Raw genomic sequence first — 20481 nt, 5'->3', positions numbered from 1 at the left:
TCACTACTTTTGCTATATCAATCATGAAAAACTCGAAAAGAATGAAAAAAGTAAACAGCATCCTCGCCATTTTCGGCGCAGCCTTTATCAGTATGAATGTAGCAAGTTGCGGCAGCGCGCCTGATCCGGTGGAATACAACAATAAGCTGATGACCGTGATGAACGAGAATGAAAAAGATATGAATGCCATGAACGGCGCTATGAGCAGCCAGGATTATTCCAAAGCTGAAAACGTTCGTAAATCATGGTCCGAACACCTGAGTAAATCCATTGAAACCGTTGATAAAATGGAATCTATTGATGATGCCGGCCTGAAAGCCGCAGTGTCAGAGGGGTTGAAGAACTATAAGAAAATTGCGGACGAAGATTATAAAACATTGATAGACCTGCGTACCAAAGAAAAATCTGGTGATGTAACGGTGCAGCCTCAGATCCAGTCCACCCTCGATAAGATGAACAATTCCTTTGACGCTATCGGGAATAAGATTAATCAGGCATCCAACGCATTTGAGAAAAAAGCGACGAAACAGTAATAGTTGTATACCCCAAAATCATTTATTGTCCCCATACATGCCGGATGGAGTGGTGCAACAGCACCATCCCATCCAAATTAGAAAAGCGCCGTAGGCGCTTTTCTAATTTGGACTAAATAACAAGTTTATTTGGACTATCGGCAAACGCTCATTAACTATCTCTCCATAAATTGGTTTCTTTTTTCGGCTTTGTGTTAACAACCAAATCCGGTGGCAGGGAAGCTGCCGCCGTTTCTATTGTTGAAATATCGACAATTAATTTCGGAGATTGACGATATATCGTCAATATACATATGTGTTTTATTCGGATATCGTTGATTGTTAGTGGGTTGTAATGCGGCACATTAAATGTATATGCTGGTAGGCTATTTCTTATCTGCTATGTACAAGAACCTACTATTTTTATGTTGTTTGCTGTGTGGTAACCTGGCCTACGGGCAGGATGAAGCACGCGAGCCATTACCGGTATTACTCCATCAGCTTAAGTTCATCCATGATCCCGGCACCAGGGCATTGCAGTTGTTAATTGTAGCCGACAGTTTTATCCTCCGGCCAGGGGAAGCAGCTCATGACCTGGATACCGCCCTGTTGCTGATTAACCAGAGCAAGGAATTAAATGCAAATTTGGGAGATGCCACCGTTGCAGGGATCAGCCTCACATTACTATCCAAATGCTACCGCGAAAAAGGGGAAAGGGCCAGGGGCAAAGTATATGCGCAGAAGTCAATAGAATGGGCTGCTCGGCATCACCTGGATGTACAGTGGGCCTACGCCCTGGTGGAACGGGCCAGCTACTGCAACTATGAAATCTCCAACGAACTGGATGAGAAAATTAAATACAACAGGCAGGCAGCGGACCTTTTCGGTAAAACAGGCCGTTTGGAAATGCAGGCAAGAACGTTGGAACATCTGGGTGACTGCCTCTCCCTCGATAACAATGCGGACGACGCCATAGCCAGCGTGCTTAAGGCTATACGCTTATATAAAGCCCTGGGGATAACAGATATCTTACAAGCCTATAACCTCCTGGGCAACATTTATACGGATGCGGGCGACTACCAGGAAGCCCTCCGATACACGCTGCTATCTCTTCGTTCAGGCAAGCCCGGTAGTGATACCACCGCCGCCTGGATTACGATAAACAATCATGCAGGTATAGCTTACTTCCGGGTGGAAGATTATAAGCAGGCAGCCGTTTATTTTCAACGTGGCGCCACGCTGGCTGAAAAATACAGGGACACCTCCGGCTATCGCCTGTTGCAGTCCAATTATGCCAATTCTATGAATGGGTTACACGACTATCGTTCTGCATTGGATGCTATGTGGAAGGTGAATACACTGGGTGAAATTCCGCTGACTCCTGAAATGATCGGTCCCCTGCATATTATACATACAGCCTATCTGCGTTTACATAAGCTGGACAGTGCTTCGATTGTAATGAAAAAAATGCATCAGATTCATTACGCGCTGCCGGTATACCACCGTATGCAGCGATACTATTACGGTGCTGCTGCCCAGCAATACTTTGCTGACCACCGTTACAAAGAAATGATGCTGGCAGCTGACTCCATGGAAATGATAGCCATCCGCAACAAATTTCCCAAGGAAGTAGCTTCAGCCAACCTGTTGCGCTTCCAGGCTGATTCTGCCATGCACTTCTCCCCCAAAAGCATGCAGTATTACCGGCGTTACGTAAACATAAAGGACTCCTTGCTCGGTGAAGCTAAATTAAGGCAGGTAAACCGCCTCAAAATTGAATTTGAGTCCGAGGAAAAGGATGAAAATATCCTGGAGCTAAAAAGGCAACAGGAAAAAAAAGACCGGGAGCTACAGGCCGCCGATTTTCGCATGAAAGTGTTCATAGGGGGGGTATTGATGCTGCTGGCGTTGCTGATCCTCGTTTACAACCGCTATAAAATTAAACAGCGCAGCAATCAGCTCCTCCTTGAACAAAAGCAACTGATCGACAATAAAAAAGAGCGCCTCGAAGAACTGAATAAAACCTTGCAGCAAACCCTGCACGACAAAGAATGGCTGCTGAAAGAAATTCACCACCGCGTAAAAAATAACCTGCAGATTGTAATTAGTTTGCTCAAAACGCAATCTACCTACCTGGAAAATGGCCGTGCTAAAGAGGCTATCCGCCAGAGCCAGAACCGCATGTTTGCCATGTCGATTATTCACCAGCGGCTCTACCGCCAGGAAAACCTCGCCAGTATTGATATGCAGGCTTACATCGGGGAACTGGTGGAATACTTGCGACAGAGTTTTGATTCAACTGGTAATCTCCGGTTTATCAAGGAGGTGGCAAAGCTGGAGCTGGATGTAGCACAGGCAGTGCCTATCGGCCTGATCTTAAATGAAGCTATTACCAACGCTATTAAGTATGCATTTCCTGATGGGCGTTACGGCGAAATCCGGGTGCGACTGGCGCAGGAAAAAGAAAACGAAATCTTGCTGGAAGTGGCGGATAATGGAGTGGGCTTACCGCCGGATATGGACCTGGCACATTGCAAGTCCATGGGCATGAACCTGATTCATACGCTCACAGAGCAGCTGGATGGCAACCTGGAAATCAGCCAGGATAGCGGACTTTGCTTGCAGGTACGTTTTCCGCTGGAAGAAACGGAGAAGGATATACGCAGTTATGAAACAAATATGTTAACTGAAAAGCTGGTATGATGCATTCAATTTTAATAGTGGAAGATGAGCTGGTAGTAGCGGGAGATATCCGTCAATCGCTGGAAGCTGCCGGCTATCATGTAGTGGGCGTGGCACGCACGGTGCTCCGTGCCCTGGAGATCATGGAGCGTTGTAGACCTGACATGGTAGTACTGGATATATTCCTGAAGGGGGATCAAACGGGTATCGACCTGGCAGCCATTCTGAATGAAAGAAACATTCCTTTTGTTTACCTTTCCGCCAATGCAGACGAGCAAATTTTGGCAGCAGCACGGGTAACCCGGCCATTCGGCTTCCTGGTGAAACCATTCCGGGAAAAGGACCTCCTGGTAACACTGGACATAGCGTGGTACCGTAATCAATGTAATGAAGCGATTGATGCAGCGGGGAAAAACGGCAGACCGCCATCCGCCGCTGCGCTTACATCTCCCGATAAAAATAATTTCCAGGGTATTATAGGACAAACACCTGCCATGCAGGAAATTTTTGAGCAGATAGATGTGGTGGCACCGCTGGATACTTCCGTGCTGATTATGGGGGAAAGTGGTACGGGCAAAGAAGGGGTGGCTACGGCGGTACACCGTCTGTCAAACCGCGCTAATGGCCCGTTTGTAAAAGTCAATAGCGCTGCTTTGCCGGCTAACCTGGTGGAGTCAGAACTCTTTGGTCATGAGAAAGGTGCGTTTACAGGCGCGCTGGAAAGGCGCATCGGTAAATTTGAACAGGCACATGGTGGTACGCTGTTCCTGGATGAAATAGGGGAGATGCCAATGGAAACGCAGGTCAGATTGCTGCGTGTATTGCAGGAAAAAGAGATTGAACGGATAGGTGGCAAAGGCCCCATCAAAATTGATGTACGGATCATCGCGGCCACCAACAGGAATCTTGAAAAAGCGATTGCCCTCGGGCGATTCAGGCTGGACCTGTATTACCGGCTGAATGTATTCCCTGTTACCCTGCCCTCGCTGCGGGAACGTAAATCCGATATTCCCTTGCTGGCCACCCATTTTTGCAAATACTATGCACAAAAAGCAGGTAAGCTAATCACCGGCTTTTCTGCCCGGGCCATGAATCAATTGGTGGAGTACCCCTGGCCGGGAAATGTGCGGGAGCTTCAGCATTTCGTGGAAAGAACGGTGCTGCTGTCGCAATCAGCCGTGCTGGATGCAGTACCAGGGCCCTGCAGGCCGGAAGGTGCCACTACTACTGCATCGGCGGAACCGGCCGTAAAAACCTTTGCTGAAATGGAAAGGGATTATATCCTGGCCATGCTCAGGCGCTGCAATAATCGTGTGGCAGGCCCTGGTGGCGCCGCGGAGCTGATGGATATTCCGCCCAGCACATTAAACTCACGCATGAAGAAATTGGGAATAGCGAAAGTATTCAGAGGATACTAGTGATGCATCTTTGCAATACCTAATTTTTTCATTTTTGAATGTAAGGTGGTAGGAGGTACGCCCAGCAACTGTGCGGCTCCTCCTGCGCCTGCAATTTTCCCCTTCGTTTTCCTGAGCACTTCCATAATATGATCCCGCTCATTTTCATCAATGGTTTTAATCTGGCGGTGTAGGGTAATGCCGGTAAGTGCAGGTGGCTGCCGGCGTGCTTTCATCTCTCCCTTTAAAATAATATTTTCCTGCTCCGGCTGCTGGCGCTGTTGTATTCTTTTTTCGTAATGCGCTTTAAATATTGTAAGCAACTGCCGGCTCATGGCGGCTATCAGCTGGTCGGGGTGTTGCTGGTGCACAAAAGCTGTCCCGATGGCTGATTGTATATCCCTTTCCAAATGCTGATCCAACAATACGTCCGCCGGGTCTGATGAAGCTTTGATCATGACTAAATGACTGATTAAAAAAACTAAATAACAGTAACGGGTCGGGCGCTAGTTAACTAAAATTTCGCAAATGATACTGGTATTCGTTTAGGTTAATTGTTTTCAATTAATAATACAAGGGAAAGTGGAACAATGTTGGGGAGGGGTGTTTTAGAGGATTTACCGGCATGGCCATCCGATGGCCATGCCGGTAAATTAATTATTGTCCTTTCATCGCTTCCCGCAGCGCCGCTTCCTTCTCCGCATTCCAATATTTACAATCCAGGTTAATAAACACGGACGAATAAGCCAGTGTAGTCGTAGTCTTTAATACCACTACCTTAAACAGCCCTGCGGTTTTATCCAGCTTCGCAAATACGGAATCATGCAGCAGTGTTTGAACCGGTTGCCCTTTGAAAATTTGCTGTAAAGTATCCCGGTAGGCAGGGCCGCCGGGTACGAATGAGAGTTCTCTGTCGAGGTACAGTATAGGATTTACATGGTGGGCACTGTCCAGCTGTTCCATCACATACTGTGCAGCTTCCGGCAGCGAAGTGCCGGTATTTACGTAGGTCATACCTGCGGAGGACTGTAACGGAAACGCCTGATCGGCAATGATGATCCAGTTGCGGTGCCCGAGCAGTGGCAGCAGACTGTCCACCTGCGACTGCCAAACCGGTTTGCTGGAAATCAATGCTGCCGGCGGATTTTCCATCTTACAGGAAAATAGCAGGCTAACGGCCACGACTATAGGAAAGTACTTTTTCATGTTATGCAATTGTAAGTTGAAGCTGCTGACCGGCTTTTAACTGCAGCGGCTTGTCCAGCTGAATGGTTACAAATCCGTTTGCTTCTCTGAAGGTAACTGGCACGCTGGTAATCACTTTCTTTACGTTGGTGTGCGGAAAGCGCAGCGTTTGAATTTGGAGGCTGCCGTATTTTACCTGCAGGGTGTGCTGGTTACCTTTTTGTGCATAACTGCCCCATCCTTCAGCCGTTACAAAAGGTGCCTTAAAATCTTCTTTGTTCATGGCCGGCGCAAAGGCGATATAGCCTTTAGGGCCATGATACTGGAATCCGCAGGCAGTCACGAATGTACCATAGCTGGCCATGGCGCGTGCATAGTGGTCACTGCATTCAATTTCGTTAAACGGATTACGTTTGGCGGCGTGGTAGCGGTCGTGGATAGCGCGGGTGAGGGTAAGCGCCTCATCGGTCATGCCTTCTGCCATCATATGTGCCGCTACCTGGTGTTCAAAGCCGCTCATACATTCATTGAAGTAGCCCAGCTGCCAGGCGTTTTTAACGCCAAACGGAAATTCTTCATTACGCGGATTGGTGTTCAGGATCATGCCGCCCTCTCCCGGCACGGCATATGGCCGGCCACCCGGATGTGCCGCAATGTATGGGCCTACATCTGCCTTAAAATTATATTTATACAATGCTTTCAGTGCCGACAATGTTTTTTCCCGGTCTATCACCCGGTCCATGCCTACCTGGAAAGCCCAGCTCTGGCCATATACCTGGTCGATATGGCAGGTGTTGTAAGAACCTATCACCGATCTTCCTTTAATTTTATCCGGCTGATGGATGAAGTATTCCCCATTAAACAGCTGCGCTTCCATGTTCCGTTTTCCCTTCTCCGTATAGTCGTTACAGATAGTTGCAAATTCAGCATCGTTCATTTCTTTGGCCATCAGTGCAGCGGCTTGTACGGCCGCAATGCACAACCCTACGATCCAGGCTATTTCACCATCCCATACCGCGTCCAGCGTGTTTTCCATAGGAGTATCGGTCATGCCGTCGCCGTTGCGGTCCTGGTGAATCAGGAACAGCGTTGCCTTTTTAATCTGCGGCCAGTTCCTTTGGAGGAAGGCATTGTCCGGGCTCATCTGGTGCTCGCGGTATATGCGTAACACGGTGCCTGCCTGTCCGTCGATGGCGGGGCGTTTTTCCGCTTCGCCGCGGAATAGTATGCCACCATCCGGCATCATGGCAATGCCGAGGTCCACGCGTTCCCGGGTATCACGTTCGAGCGACGGGAAAATGCGGCCTACCGCCTGTGCATACTGCCATACATGTGTGCAGGTGCCCTCGCAGGCGCCCACGCCTTCCCAGGCGTAAAAGCGGCCGGAACTGAAGCGGTGCGCAGTGGTAGTTGCCAGTGTGGATATATTGAGGAATGTACGTTCCATCAACCACCAGGGCAGCGATGCATCATACCAGGTATTTTTCCATAGGCGACTCTCGCGGGCTAGGCGGTCGTGGTTGTCCTGCACATAAGTCATGACTGCGGCAGCGTCTTTATACTTGTTTGCATAGTATCTCCCTTCGCCCTGTATGCCTTTAAAGTGCAGATTGGCAGTATGCCAGCTGATGGCAAAATCTGTTCGTATAGTCTTACCCGGTAGCACCGTGTGGTGCGTGGCCACTGAACCGTTTAGCTTTTCGTTTACCGGCTTAATGGCCTCCCTGGTAGACGATGCCGTGAATGATATATCCCCCTGCTGCATCGCGGGATTTACGATCACCTTATTACCAGCTGCTGCAATACAAAAGCTGCCGTAATCGGATTTTTTGCTGAACTCCTGGTTGCTGCCGGTTTTGGTGCGTATGGTTTCATAGATACCCTGCCAGCCTTTGCCTTTCACTACGGTGTTTACCCGCTCCTGCGCCTCGCCGGCTGAATAGATGGCGGTTTTATTTTCCAGCCATCCCAGTATGGTAGCGGTTACCGGCGTATTACCTGTGTTGTGTACCTGGTAGGATAATATCGTAACCGGCAGCCCGGAATCATCTGCGTTCAGTGGGATGAACGGCGAAAATGCCTCCAGGGTAACTGTTACCGGCAACGCGGGATCTATATAACGGATAGTGGCTATAGGATACGTAGCTTCAAAACTGATTTCAGGCCAGCTGGCTTCATCCAAATTGCGGACAACTGTCTTGTTTCCCCATTGGAGTTGCAGGGCAAAACCCTGGTCCAGCGGGCGTATGTTTTTGGAAGGCTCAATATAGCAGGCTCCATCCCTGGAACGTACTTTTTTACCGCCATCCAGTACATTCGCGCTATAGTTTACTATTTTGGGCTCTATCCCTTCCTGGTTTTTGTTGAAGATGTCCCACAGCCACAGGCGGCCGTCGCCACCGAGGTATACCGTGCCGCACATGATACCACCTACCGGCATACCAATGTATTGCAGTTCATTTTTACTTTTCAGATAGGTGGTAACGTTACCCCGATCATAGAGTGATCTGATCCAGGAAGCATCCGGCTGCGCCAGCGGTGGTTGCAGCGCGCTGCCCAGTACGGGCAGGCGCACCGTAAGTGCACCTGCCATCATTAAGCTTACATTTTTTAAGAATTTTCTTCTTTCATTGCTCATAACACAAGATTTTATTTCCAGGTAGTTGTCTGTGAGCGCGGTTTGCCCACGAAGTCATTGCTGCTGCCCGGGTATCTTTTGCAAAGAATCCGGCAAATCCGGAGAGGGATATAATGCCTCAAAGGCATTACTATCATTGTTCAGTGTAATATTTTCCTGCCAGGTCCTGACCATAACATGTTATAACAATATAGAGAACCTTTGTGGATGGTGTGTTAACCAGGGTAACGCAGTGTTATTATTGGTGAAAAAAACATCACTGCTTTAAATGAAAATGGATGTCCGGCGGGACAACCATTTTCTATGCTATATAATAATAACTGCCTTCGGTGGGCGCCTGACCACTTATACAGCCATGGCTACGCGGACACCTTACCCTTATCAGTATTCCGTTTGAGATGCATATATGCGGAAGGCAACATGTTATACTTAGCCTTAAAGGATCTCGCAAAATAGTTAGGTGTGGCAAACCCCACGGTATACGCTACCTGCGCAATGTTCATGTCACTTTTTTCCAGCAACACCGCCGCCCTTTCCAGTTTCACGGAACGGATAAATTCCACCGGCGTTTGCCCGGTAAGCTCCAGCACCTTGCTGTACAGCGAACTTCTGGACATGCCCACCTGCCTGCTAAGCGCTTCCACAGAGAGTTGCGTGTCGGTCAGGTGCTTATCCAGGTACGCCATGATCTCACTCATCAGTCGCTCATCCTCCGGTTGAATAACCGGTGCGGCATCTTCAATTTTTATCTGCCTGGAATAGGTATGCTTCGCGCAATTGTTTAACGACAGCAAATTGCGGATTTTCGTATGCAGAATCTCTACGTTAAAAGGCTTCAGTATATAGTCGTTGGCGCCTGTTTCAAGGCCCTTCAGCTGCTCTTCCTCACCGGTAAGCGCCGTTAGCAGAATAAACGGAATATGATGCGTACGCTTATCCTGTTTGATTTTTTTACAGAGGTCCATGCCATCCATGTAGGGCATGCTGATGTCACTCACAATCAGCTGCGGGTGTTGCGACAATGCCTTTTGCCAGCCTTCTTTCCCGTTGCAGGCCTCTATTACCCGGTATTGCAGCCGGAGGTTGTCTTTCAGGTAAAACCGCAGGTCGTCGTTGTCCTCTACTATCAATATCACCGGCAGGTCGGTGTCACTTTCCGGTATTTCCAGGGAGATGGGATGGGCCGCTATGTCATCTTCTTCCGTTGACTGCAAAAATGGTACTGTTGCTTCACCTTCCATTACCGGCCTTAGTGGGATAGTAAGGGTGAAAGTGCTGCCTTTTCCCGGTTCGCTCTCCACCGATATTTCACCACCATGCATTCTGGCAAATTCTCTCGTGATGGATAATCCAATCCCGGTGCCCTTGTTCAGGATTGCGGCAGGTGTGGATTCCTGGAAAAAGTGTTCAAATATCTTATCATGATGTTCCGCTGCAATGCCTATGCCGGTATCTCTTACTTTGATGGTGACCATATCCTGATCCGGATGATTTTTTTCCACCGCTACCACAATGCGGCCACCTTCCAGCGTGAACTTAAAGGCATTGGACAGCAAATTGAAGAGAATACGTTCTATCTTATCAGGATCAAATCTGGTGAAGATTTTATGCACATTGCTTTCAAAGCTTAAAGTGATTTTCTTCCTTTCTGCCATATCCCGGAAGGAGTCGGTAGCTTCATGAACAAAAGCGATAAACTCCCCGTCGGCCAGCTGCAATTTCAATTCCTGCTCCTCCATCTTCCGGAAGTCCAGCAATTGATTCACGAGGTTTAACAACCTTCGGCCGTTTTGCCGGATCATCCTGAGCTGGTTAAAGGAGTGCTCATTTTTTTCTTTGCGGATCAGGGTGTCAATCGGCCCTAAGATCAGCGATATGGGTGTCCTGAATTCATGACTCAGGTTGGTGATAAACTTAATTTTTAACCGGTCCAGTTCCCGCACCCGTTCCGTTTCGCGGCGCTCCTGCTCCCGTTCCATCTGCTGTTGTTGCTCCAGGAATTTACGCTTTACTTTTTGTATGCCCTTGTAACGGATAAAGAGTAAAATACCGGCTATCAGCAGCAGGTACAGGGTATAGGCATATGGCGTGCGCCAGAGCGGGGGATGTACCACGATCCGGATGGATTTCCCCTTTTCATTCCAGATGCCATCGTTGTTACTGGCTTTTACCTGGAAAATATATTCTCCCGGGTCCAGGTTCGTATAGGCGGCGGTGTTAGTATTGCCGGTATAATTCCATTCTTTTTCAAAACCTTCCAGCCGGTAAGCATATTGGTTTTGTTCAGGTGCGGTGTAATTTAAACCTACAAAACTGATGGAAAAGTTCTGGCGGTAATCCAGATCAATGCAATCAGTGATGCTGATGTTTTCCTTAATAGGTCCTTTGGGCGAAGGACTCACCGCCCTGTTGGCAATACGAAGTTCAGTAAATAAAACAGCAGGTGCGTTGGTGTTCTTTTTTAATCCCGCCGGATCAAAGTAGTTGAAGCCTTCCAGGCCGCCCATGTACACGGTGCCATTGGAGGCCAGCATGCCGGAGCCACGTACAAAGTTGTTATGTTGTACACTGTTGTGGAAGGTATATTTATTAAACTTCCGGGTGTCCGGATCAAAGCTGCAGATGCCCTCGTTGGTGGATAACCACAGTAATCCCTTTTTATCCTGTACGATTTTGTAGATATTATTATTAAGCAATCCATCCTCTTCCGTAAAGGTCACAAACTGATTTGTTTTTTTATCGAGTAAACCCAGGCCACCGCCGTAACTACCTACCCAGATGTTGCCCTGTCTATCTTCCAGCACCGAAAAAATTTTATCTCCCGGCAAATGACTTTGATAGGAAGTATAAACGGTAAAATGCTGCATGGCAGGGTCCAGCTTAGCGATGCCACCGCCATGGGTAGCTATCCAGAAATTGCCGGCACGGTCCTCCAGGATATCGCGGATATAGGGATTCAAAGGCAGTATGGTTTCATTAGGTCCCGGTTCCCGGCTAAAGCGTGCCACCAGTTCTAATTGTGGATTCAATACGGTAAACCCGCCGCCGTTAGTGCCAATCCAGATACGTCCCTTACTGTCGGTGCTCAGCGAAAAAATATCGTTGGAGTTGAGGAGATGGCTGTTTTCTTTTGTGAGCTGCCTGTACTTACCGGTGGTAATATCCACTACAAACAAGCCGTCGAAGAAGGTGCCTACCAGCAACTGGTTTTGCCTGGTGAGCAGTAGCGACACCACACGGATACCTTTTTCACTGCCTTTAATGGCTGATTGCAGCTTCAGTTGTTCGAATGTTTTTTGTACGGGGTCAAAGCAGGCAACGCCGCCCATATCCGTACCCACATAAATTTTTCCATTGCCTGTTTCTGCAAAGGAGGTCACAATAGGCGCCGGCAATCCATGCTTATTAAAAGGATCATATTGCACCAGGTTAAAAAGGTTCAGGTGACTGTCGGACTTGATTATACCATTCCGATAGGTGCCTACCCAATACAATCCGTCCTGGTCGATATGGATGGAATTCACGTCTTTTAAACGGGTTGTTTGTCCGTTGCGACTATCATACGACACCGCTTCCACTTTGCCCGTGGCAGGGTCCAGGATGTCGAGTCCGGAGGTGGAACCTACCCATATCCGGTTTTGTGCATCTACTCCCAATGCATTGAGGGAATTGCTGCTGATGGTGTTGGTGGTGGATTCGTGCCGGTAGGTGATAAATCCATTCAGCGCGGGAGTGGTCATGCTGAGCCCATCCGTGGTGGCGAGCCAGATGTTGCCGCTATTATCTTCCAAAATATCACGTACCACATTGTTGCATATGCTGCGGGAGTTCGATGGGTTATGCATAAACTTCCGCAGTATTTTCCCCTGCTGGTCCGTAATGAATAATCCTTCGTTGGTGCCTATCCACATTCTTTTTTGGCGGTCTTCCAGCAAACAAACGGTAGTCAGTTTAAAGGGCTTCCCATTGCTGTCTGAGAAAGGCGTTACTTTTTTAGTGACGGGATCAATCAGGTCCAGCCCCCGGTAGTGCCCTACCCATATGCTGCCGCGATGATCGCTGGTAATACACTTAACCACATTACTGCCCAGGGTGTTCGGTCCTGCGTCTGCCGGAAAGTTCAGAAACCTGTCGTTTTTGCGGTCGTACATAGCCAGGGAGCCACCGCTGGTACCCACCCAGATGGTGCCGCTGCTGTCCTCGTAAATGGTGGGTATTTCATTGGCAGGCAAACTGCCGGGATCATTATTCTTGTTGCGGTATACGGTGAAGTTGGTGCCGTCATACTTCGCCAGGCCATCATCTGTAGCAAACCACATCAGGCCATAACGGTCTTTTATGATCGCGTTGATGCTGCTTGATCGGAGTCCACCTCCCGTGCTTAAAGCCGTGAAATGAAATGATTGCGCGGTGGAATATTTATAAAGTGTCAATAAGACAATTAAAAACAGGTGTACCCTGTAATGAAACTGCCGATTTTGGTTGCTTTTCATATTAAACGTGGTGGCGTTAGCAATTATTAATCCCCTATACTTCGCGAACTGGATAACATTGGTGTATTGTCAGGAAATCCGTGGTTATTTTCCTACCTACAAGATACAAATTAATTACTGAATCCACACCCCGGTTTTACTATTTTAAGAGTCAGGTCGACATTTATTAAACCGGGAAAGTTTGGCTGATTTTTCCGCTGCGGTGCAACAAATCTGGAGTACTTTGAACATTTGTTACCTTATTTTCAACATTTGAGCCATCCCGCCACAGCCGGTAGTGCTACATTTGAAGCGTATCCCATTCAACACGTTATGAACTTTAAACGCAGCCTTTTAGGTGTGGCATTGTTATGCCTGCCTGCTTCATTTTTACAAGCACAAACCAGTACTACTGATCAGGATTCGCCGGAACGGTATACAAAGGAGCTGACATATGTCAATCCTGTTCTTCCAGGTGATCACCCTGATCCTACCTTATTAAAAGTAGGAGATGATTTCTATCATTGCGGTTCGTCTTTTCATTTTAATCCTTACCTGCCGGTGTATCATTCCAGGGACCTCGTGCACTGGAAAATAATCGGCCGGGTGCTGCCTCCTTCGCACTCCACCATGGTGGCTGACCGACCATCAGGTGGCGTGTGGCAGGGAGCTATTACCTATTTCTATGGTTCTTACTGGATATATTTTTCTTCCGGCGGCCAATGGTTTTCCAAAGCAACTACACCGTATGGGCCATGGTCGGCACCGGTACCCGTGAAAACCGATTCCGCCACCGGCAACCTTGGCTACGATAATTCCATTTTCGTGGACGACGACGGCAAACCTTATATGGTCATTAAAAATGGACAGAAGGTAAACCGCCTGCGTGCAATTGGTCGGGATGGCCAGCTCACGGATACAGTCATCAACCTCGACTGGATCAACGCCAACCTGCAATACAGCTGGGCCGAAGGCCCCGTGATGTGTAAACGAAACGGGTATTATTACTATTTCCCGGCAGGGGATGTTACCGGCGGACAATATGTACTACGTGCCACCGCCTTAACCGCCGACTCCACCAAATGGGAACGGCTCGGCAACTTCTTCAAGCCCAGCCCTGACCCGAAAAATACTTTCAGAAGCCCGAATCATATAGCGGCCCCGATACAATTATCCGATGGCACCTGGTGGACGATCGGGCAGAGCTATGAAAAAACAGAACGGGATGACTGGTCCGGCATGGGGCGACAAACATCCCTGTACCAGGTGATTTGGGAAGGCGACCGCCCCTGGGGGCTGCCACCGGTGAGCACGCCGGTAACAAAGCCCGACCTTCCGCAGGGCGGCATCACCTGGCGTACTGCTTACAGTGATCAGTTTACGGCAGATACCCTGCATCCCGCCTGGCATTTCCTGGACAGGCACTCCGCTGCTAATTATTCATTGTCCGGCCGCAATGGCTGGATCCGTCTTCAACCGGGTAATGGAACAACGCACCTGGTACAAAAAGAAACAGATCATTACTATACCGTTGTTACCAAAGTAGAGATGGACGCAGCTGATACCAGTCAACAGGCAGGTATTTACCTGACCAACGGGAATCAGAAAGTAACCGTTTCGCTATTTACCGGCTATAATAACGGAAAGAAAATCATCTTCCGGCAGGACTCCACCACTTTTATGATCCCTAACCCGGCCGGCAAATCCCTTTGGCTGAAAGTAGAGCGGTACGAACACGAGCTCACCGGCTCCTATAGCCGGAATGGTATCGACTGGGTGAAAGTGGGCACGATTGATAGTCGCCCGCTTGACCGTACCCAGCCCAACTTCAATTCCTGGGTAGGCACCAGCGTTGGGCTTTTTGCAAAAGGAAAGCCGGCTGATTTCGATTGCTTTATATACAAAGATGGACGGTCGTCCCTGCCTGCAGTGAGCTATAATAATTACTATGGCATAGAAACGATTACATCTCCCTATGGTAAAATGGTAACCAATAGCAGCGCTAACGGAGGCTGGATGCTATTTGCCGGCATTGACCTGGGAACCACCGCAGAACCTTTAGGCAAAATGACGCTGGAACTTACTGCCGCTGCCAACAGCCGCCTGGAGGTATTCCTGGATAGTATCACGGATGCAAAGCCGGTGGCCGTAGCCACGGTGACACCCACGCAGCAACTCAAAAAAATTTCACTCGATATAGGTAAGTCATGTGGTCAACATGATGTTTTCATCCGTTTTTCACCGGGAACCCAAGGCGCAGCGTCTATCCGATCGATTCGCTTTTCTGGCCGGTAACACTATTCCACAACCACGTTTTGAATTTTTTTTAAAAACAATCTTTATGTTCATGTCAACCTTTCAACCAAAAAGGCGATCATACCTACCGGGGGGTGGTATGATCAGCACGCTTACGATTGCTTTATCCATCCTGTTGATATTCCTTCATCAAACGGTGATGGCACAGGCTACGCGGGTGACGGGCACCATCGTTAACAGCACCGGAGAAGCTGTTGGTTTTGCATCGGTAGCTGTAAAAGGCGGCTCCGCTGCCGTAGTAGCCGATGAAAAAGGAGCTTTTGCCATTAATGCACCATCCAACGCAACCATCATCATTACCTCTGTAGGTTACGAACGCCAGGAGGTGAATATCGAAGGCCGCAGTACGCTTAAAATCACACTCGTATCCACCGCCAGCAGTCTGCAGGACGTGGTGGTGATCGGTTACGGTACCCAACGCAAAGAAGCTGTTACCGGTTCGGTAGCTTCCATCAGCGGAGCCGCCATGCGTGAAGTGCCTTCCGCTAACGTATCGCAGGCATTACAGGGGCGTATGGCCGGTGTGCAGATGGCACAAACTTCCAGCAGACCTGGAGCTGCCATGCAGATCCGCATACGCGGTGCCCGCTCCCTTACCGCCACCAATGATCCGCTGATCGTACTGGATGGTATTCCTTTCCCTGGCTCTATTGCTGACCTCAATCCGGATGATATAAAAAGTGTGGATGTTTTGAAAGATGCTTCCGCCACGGCTATCTATGGTTCCCGTGGTGCCAACGGTGTGATCCTGATCACGACCAACAAAGGACAGAAAGGTGCTAAGCCAAGAGTGGCCTATAACGGCTATGCAGGCAATCAAACCGTATTTGCAAGGTACCCGATGATGAACGCCCGTGAGTTCACCACCTTAAAACAGGTAGCTAACCGCTTCCCGGCTTTAGGAGTGGATGAGGACTCCTCTGGTAAAGTGAATACCGACTGGCAGGACCTCCTGTACAGAACCGGTACCCTGAATAGTCACGATATCAGCGTTACAGGCGCAGGTGAAGGTGGCAGCTACAATGCCGGAATGGGCTATTACCGCAACCAGGGCGTAATACCCACACAGCGGTATACACGCTATTCCTTCCGCGCCGCCGTGGATCAGCTGATCGGGAAACATATCCGCATCGGATTTACAACGAACAATAACTACAATATCAGCGAAGGAAGTCAGGTAAATGTGAACCTGATGTTGTCGCCACTGGCAAATCCTTATAAAGCGGACGGCTCTACTAAAAGAATTGTGAACACCACACTGGGCGACAACTATGTGCTCACCAAAGGTATAGTGGATAGTTTAACAGATAACGGATTGTGGCTAAACGAAACAAGGAATTTTGCCACCTATAACTCTGCTTATGGTGAAGTGCAGATTCCGGGTGTGAATGGTTTGAAATATCGCGTAAATCTCGGTCTGGACTTCATCCAGGGCAACAACGGCAACTACACTGCCCAGGGGGTGAACAGTGTGAACGCTGCCACAGAATCCACCGCGGGTATCAGTAACTCACAAACCTATCACTGGACAGTGGAAAACATTCTGTCGTACGACCGCACCTTTGCAGAAAAGCACAGTGTAAACGTAACCGCTTTATATTCCGCTGAACAACAGAAATTCAACACTTCTTCCATGGCTGCCAAAGGTATTCCCAGCGATGCCTTCCAGTTTTATAACCTTGGTAATGCCACCGGAGAAATTACCGTGAACCCTGCTAACCAGGGCTATTATATGTGGGGACTGATGTCGTGGATGGGGCGTGTAATGTATGCTTACGATAATCGCTATATGATTTCCGCTACCGTGCGCTCTGATGGTTCTTCCAGGCTGGCACCCGGTCATCAGTGGCATACTTACCCGGCAGTGTCCGCAGGCTGGAATGTGGCTAACGAAGCCTTTATGCAAAATGTGAAATGGCTGAACGCACTCAAGCTGCGCGCCGGTTTCGGTCAAACATCCAACCAGGCCATCAATCCTTATGCTACACTTGGTGCCTTAAGTACCAGGCCCTATAACTTTGGATCTGATAACTATTCCATCGGTTATTATGTGACGCAATTGCCTAACGCCAGTTTGGGCTGGGAATACTCCAAAACCTGGAACTACGGGATCGACTTCGGATTGTTTAAAAATCGTTTAACCGGTACCGTAGAGTACTATGTTACCAAAACAAATGACCTGCTGCAAAGCGTAGGATTACCGCAAACTTCCGGTGTTAACAGCTATACCGCCAATGTGGGTAAAACAGAAAACAAGGGTGTTGAAATTACCCTGAATGGTTCTATCCTGGATGGTGGCCGCGATGGTGTTAGCTGGGATGCAGGATTCAACCTCTACGCCAATCGTAACAAGCTGGTGGCGCTGGCTTCCGGTTCCACCAAAGATGAAGGTAACGGCTGGTTTGTTGGGCACAACATCAACTCCGTATACGACTACCAGAAAATAGGATTGTGGCAGGCAAAAGATCCGTACCTGAATATCCTGGAACCAGGTGGATCAGTAGGGATGATCAAAGTATTATATACCGGTGGCTATAACGATGACGGTACACCGAAAAGGGCTATTGGTGCTGACGACAGGCAGGTGATGGACCTGGACCCGAAATTCATGGGAGGCTTTAATACAAGGGTAGCTTACAAAGGATTTGACCTCACGGCAGTAGGTGTGTTTCAGCATGGTGGTAAACTCATTAGTACGGTATACGGCTCCGGAGGCTATCTCAATACACTCACTACCCGAAACAATAACATAAAGGTAGACTACTGGACACCTGAAAATACGGATGCAAAATATCCGAATCCGGCAGGTCCGCTGAGTGGTGATAATCCTAAATACGGTACCACACTGGGTTACTTTGATGCTTCCTTCCTGAAAGTGCGTACCATTTCACTGGGCTATGATTTCAGCAGAAGCGTGATCAAAAGTAAGAGCATAAAAATGCGTGCATATTTCACCGTTCAGAATCCGTTTGTGATCTGGTCACCCTATACGAAGGAATCAGGTATGGACCCTGAAACCAACTCCTATGGTAATGAAAATGCCGCAGTGCCTTTATCCGGTAGTTTGCGCAGGCTGCTGACCATTGGGGTGAATACGCCTGCTACCCGCAATTACATTCTTGGTGTCAATTTATCATTCTAAACCAGCTGTCAGATGAAAAATATCAATATAAGCAGAACCTTTACAGCTGCTGCACTGATTACCCTGGTGCTCGCCGGCTGTTCCAAAATATTAACAGAACAACCACGTAGTTCTTTTACACCGGATTATTTTAAAACAGAAAATGGTGTAAAAGGTGGTATTACTTCGCTGTATGCTCATCTTCGTAATATATACGGGCATGCCTATTATTACAGCGGCTGTATCACCGGTACTGACGAGGCTACCTATGCACAAAGTGCGGATGGTAACTTTAAAGACATGGATATGTCCGGCGTAGGTCAGGTTACTTCTACCAGCGCGCCAACAGCAGTGCCCTGGGGGGAATCGTATTCAGATATTAATACCGCCAGTGGCATCATCGAAAATGCTTCCGCAGTTGGACTGCCGGATGCGCTCATTGCTGAAGCCCGTTTCTTCCGCGCATTCGATTATTTCTTACTGGTCCAAACCTATGGTGGTGTGCCACTGGATCTGGGTGCCGGTGAGCTGAAATTCAATACCAATCCCGTAAGAACGTCCAAGCGTAATACCGTTCCGGAAGTATATACCAAGGCTATCTTTCCCGATTTGCTGAAAGCGGTGAACGACTTACCAGATGCGGGGCGTGTGATTGGCGGCGTCACTAAAACAGCGGCGCGTTTATATCTCTCTAAAGCCTACCTTACCTACGCCTGGTGGTTAGAGAATCCCAAAAGCATTCCCACTTATCCGGAAGCAAACCGTACGGACCCTGACGGGCATGATGCACACTGGTATTATCAGGCAGCGTATGACGTAGCAGCAGCGGGTATTGATAACCACGGTTCGTTTGCGTTGCAGCCTACATTTTATGACCTTGGTGTGGGTTCCAATGATCGTAACAGCGAGATTCTTTTGTATGCGGATCGCACAGAAACAAGTGAATATTATAACGGTTCCAGTCTTACCTATGGTTCAGGTGGGGCCCCTGATAACTTTGCGGTATGGATGATGACCTGGAACTACACCCTGATCCGCAGCAGTAAAAGTGCTACTTCCTGGAGCAATGCGGCAAGTACCGTGCAGCGTGCTGCCACACAGGATCTGGGCCGCCCCTGGACCCGTATGGCACCAACTATTGATGTGGTGGAAAATACGTTTGCAGATAAAACAAATGATTCCCGTTACGATGGTACGTTTGTAACGGTGTACCGCGGAAACTGGAATCTGGCAGGAGATAATACGGCCACTTATTACAATGCCAATTTACTGCCGGTGAAGGCCGGTAATGCGATCCTTACCTTCCTGAATAGCGAGCCTGCAACACCTATCAATTATACAGACTGGGCATCCAAAAATAACGTGGGTGCCGGTGCATTGCCGGGCAGAGCGGATTTCGTGATATCTCCGCAAGGGATTAGTCGCTTAAGATATCCTGGTCTTTGGAAGATGGGTACTTACCGCACGGATAATGCTGGCGGACTTGGACAGCCGAATGCAGCCTCCACAAGGCCTTTCAACATAGCGAAGCTATCTGAACTGTACTTTATTGCAGCAGAAGCTGCGGTGAAAGGTGCCGCGCCGGTAGCCGGAAAATCAGCAAGGGAGTTGATTAATGTGTTGCGTGCACGTGCAGGTAAATGGCGTTTCAGCAATGCAGAAAATGTGGCAAAAGTGGTGGACAACAGCGCCGCCATGGTGGCTGCTACACCTGCCACCATCGATATCAACTACATCCTGGCGGAACGTTCCCGTGAATACTATGGAGAAGGATATCGCTGGTACGACCTGGTGCGTACGCAAAAATGGGCGGAACTGGCTGGTACCTATCGTATTGGAGGGGTGAACATCGGTGACCACACACCACAAACCATCACCCGCACCATTCAGCCATTCCACTACCTGCGTCCAATCCCGCAAGGGCAGATAGACGCGATGCAGATGACGGATGCGGAGAAGAAAGCTTATCAAAATCCTAATTACTAAATACTTCCGAACTTGAATCGCTAAGCCAATAAGTTCGTGAATCTTCGCGATTGAAAGAAGGGCGTTTCCACGCCCTTTATTTGAATTTTTGCAAATGATGAGGACAAACCGGCGTGGAACCTGGTTTGTCCTTTTTTGTGATAAGTAATAATAAGATCGACCTAATACACGC

General features: G+C 48.6%; 10 protein-coding genes. 6 read left to right on the top strand and 4 right to left on the bottom strand.

What is annotated here, in order from left to right:
- Positions 1–41: 41 nt before the first annotated feature.
- The 3 genes from BUB18_RS11910 (at position 42) to BUB18_RS11900 (ending at position 4612) form a co-directional block, all read left to right on the top strand.
- On the top strand, positions 42–533 hold the full coding sequence (locus tag BUB18_RS11910; RefSeq protein ID WP_073081012.1) for an LIC11966 family surface protein: 492 nt from the start codon (positions 42–44) through the stop codon (positions 531–533).
- A 381-nt stretch (positions 534–914) separates the two neighbouring features.
- On the top strand, positions 915–3215 hold the full coding sequence (locus BUB18_RS11905) for a histidine kinase dimerization/phosphoacceptor domain -containing protein (RefSeq protein WP_178372126.1): 2301 nt from the start codon (positions 915–917) through the stop codon (positions 3213–3215).
- Entirely contained in the window at positions 3212–4612 is a 1401-nt protein-coding gene (locus tag BUB18_RS11900) for a sigma-54-dependent transcriptional regulator (protein WP_073081008.1), read from the top strand. The genes BUB18_RS11905 and BUB18_RS11900 overlap by 4 nt, the downstream gene beginning before the upstream one ends.
- On the opposite strand, the gene BUB18_RS28980 is transcribed toward BUB18_RS11900, so the two are convergent.
- From BUB18_RS28980 to BUB18_RS11880, 4 genes are all read right to left on the bottom strand, one after another.
- Positions 4609–5049, bottom strand: a complete 441-nt coding sequence (locus BUB18_RS28980) for a helix-turn-helix domain-containing protein (RefSeq protein WP_083549817.1) — start codon at positions 5047–5049, stop codon at positions 4609–4611. The two genes, BUB18_RS11900 and BUB18_RS28980, sit on opposite strands and share 4 nt — an antisense overlap.
- Before the next feature lie 199 nt (positions 5050–5248).
- Entirely contained in the window at positions 5249–5797 is a 549-nt protein-coding gene (locus BUB18_RS11890) for a hypothetical protein (protein ID WP_073081006.1), read from the bottom strand.
- Between the two features lies 1 nt (position 5798).
- Positions 5799–8414, bottom strand: coding sequence for a GH116 family glycosyl-hydrolase (locus tag BUB18_RS11885; protein WP_073081004.1), 2616 nt, complete (start codon positions 8412–8414; stop codon positions 5799–5801).
- Positions 8415–8773: 359 nt separating this feature from the next.
- Positions 8774–12847: a hybrid sensor histidine kinase/response regulator transcription factor gene (locus BUB18_RS11880; protein WP_178372125.1), complete on the bottom strand. Its 4074-nt coding sequence runs from the start codon at positions 12845–12847 to the stop codon at positions 8774–8776.
- A gap of 372 nt (positions 12848–13219) precedes the next feature.
- On the opposite strand from BUB18_RS11880, the gene BUB18_RS11875 reads away from it, so the two are divergent.
- The 3 genes from BUB18_RS11875 to BUB18_RS11865 all read left to right on the top strand — a co-directional run bounded on the left by BUB18_RS11875 (position 13220) and on the right by BUB18_RS11865 (position 20309).
- Entirely contained in the window at positions 13220–15181 is a 1962-nt protein-coding gene (locus BUB18_RS11875) for a family 43 glycosylhydrolase (protein WP_073081000.1), read from the top strand.
- A gap of 100 nt (positions 15182–15281) precedes the next feature.
- Entirely contained in the window at positions 15282–18344 is a 3063-nt protein-coding gene (locus BUB18_RS11870) for a SusC/RagA family TonB-linked outer membrane protein (RefSeq protein ID WP_073080998.1), read from the top strand.
- A gap of 12 nt (positions 18345–18356) precedes the next feature.
- A complete protein-coding gene (locus BUB18_RS11865) occupies positions 18357–20309 on the top strand; it encodes a RagB/SusD family nutrient uptake outer membrane protein (RefSeq protein WP_073080996.1) in 1953 nt (650 codons plus the stop codon).
- The last annotated feature ends 172 nt before the right edge of the window (positions 20310–20481 follow it).

This window comes from Chitinophaga jiangningensis, assembly GCF_900142605.1.
Taxonomy (GTDB): Bacteria; Bacteroidota; Bacteroidia; order Chitinophagales; family Chitinophagaceae; genus Chitinophaga; species Chitinophaga jiangningensis.
The sequence above is the reverse complement of the archived record's forward strand: the minus strand, read 5'-3'. Positions and strand labels throughout refer to the sequence as shown.

Coding starts and splice junctions, on each gene's coding strand:
- BUB18_RS28980 (WP_083549817.1), bottom strand. CDS start 5,049: ATGATCAAAGCTTCATCAGACCCGGCGGACGTATTGTTGGATCAGCAT.
- BUB18_RS11910 (WP_073081012.1), top strand. CDS start 42: ATGAAAAAAGTAAACAGCATCCTCGCCATTTTCGGCGCAGCCTTTATC.
- BUB18_RS11885 (WP_073081004.1), bottom strand. CDS start 8,414: ATGAGCAATGAAAGAAGAAAATTCTTAAAAAATGTAAGCTTAATGATG.
- BUB18_RS11900 (WP_073081008.1), top strand. CDS start 3,212: ATGATGCATTCAATTTTAATAGTGGAAGATGAGCTGGTAGTAGCGGGA.
- BUB18_RS11865 (WP_073080996.1), top strand. CDS start 18,357: ATGAAAAATATCAATATAAGCAGAACCTTTACAGCTGCTGCACTGATT.
- BUB18_RS11875 (WP_073081000.1), top strand. CDS start 13,220: ATGAACTTTAAACGCAGCCTTTTAGGTGTGGCATTGTTATGCCTGCCT.
- BUB18_RS11905 (WP_178372126.1), top strand. CDS start 915: ATGTACAAGAACCTACTATTTTTATGTTGTTTGCTGTGTGGTAACCTG.
- BUB18_RS11890 (WP_073081006.1), bottom strand. CDS start 5,797: ATGAAAAAGTACTTTCCTATAGTCGTGGCCGTTAGCCTGCTATTTTCC.
- BUB18_RS11870 (WP_073080998.1), top strand. CDS start 15,282: ATGATCAGCACGCTTACGATTGCTTTATCCATCCTGTTGATATTCCTT.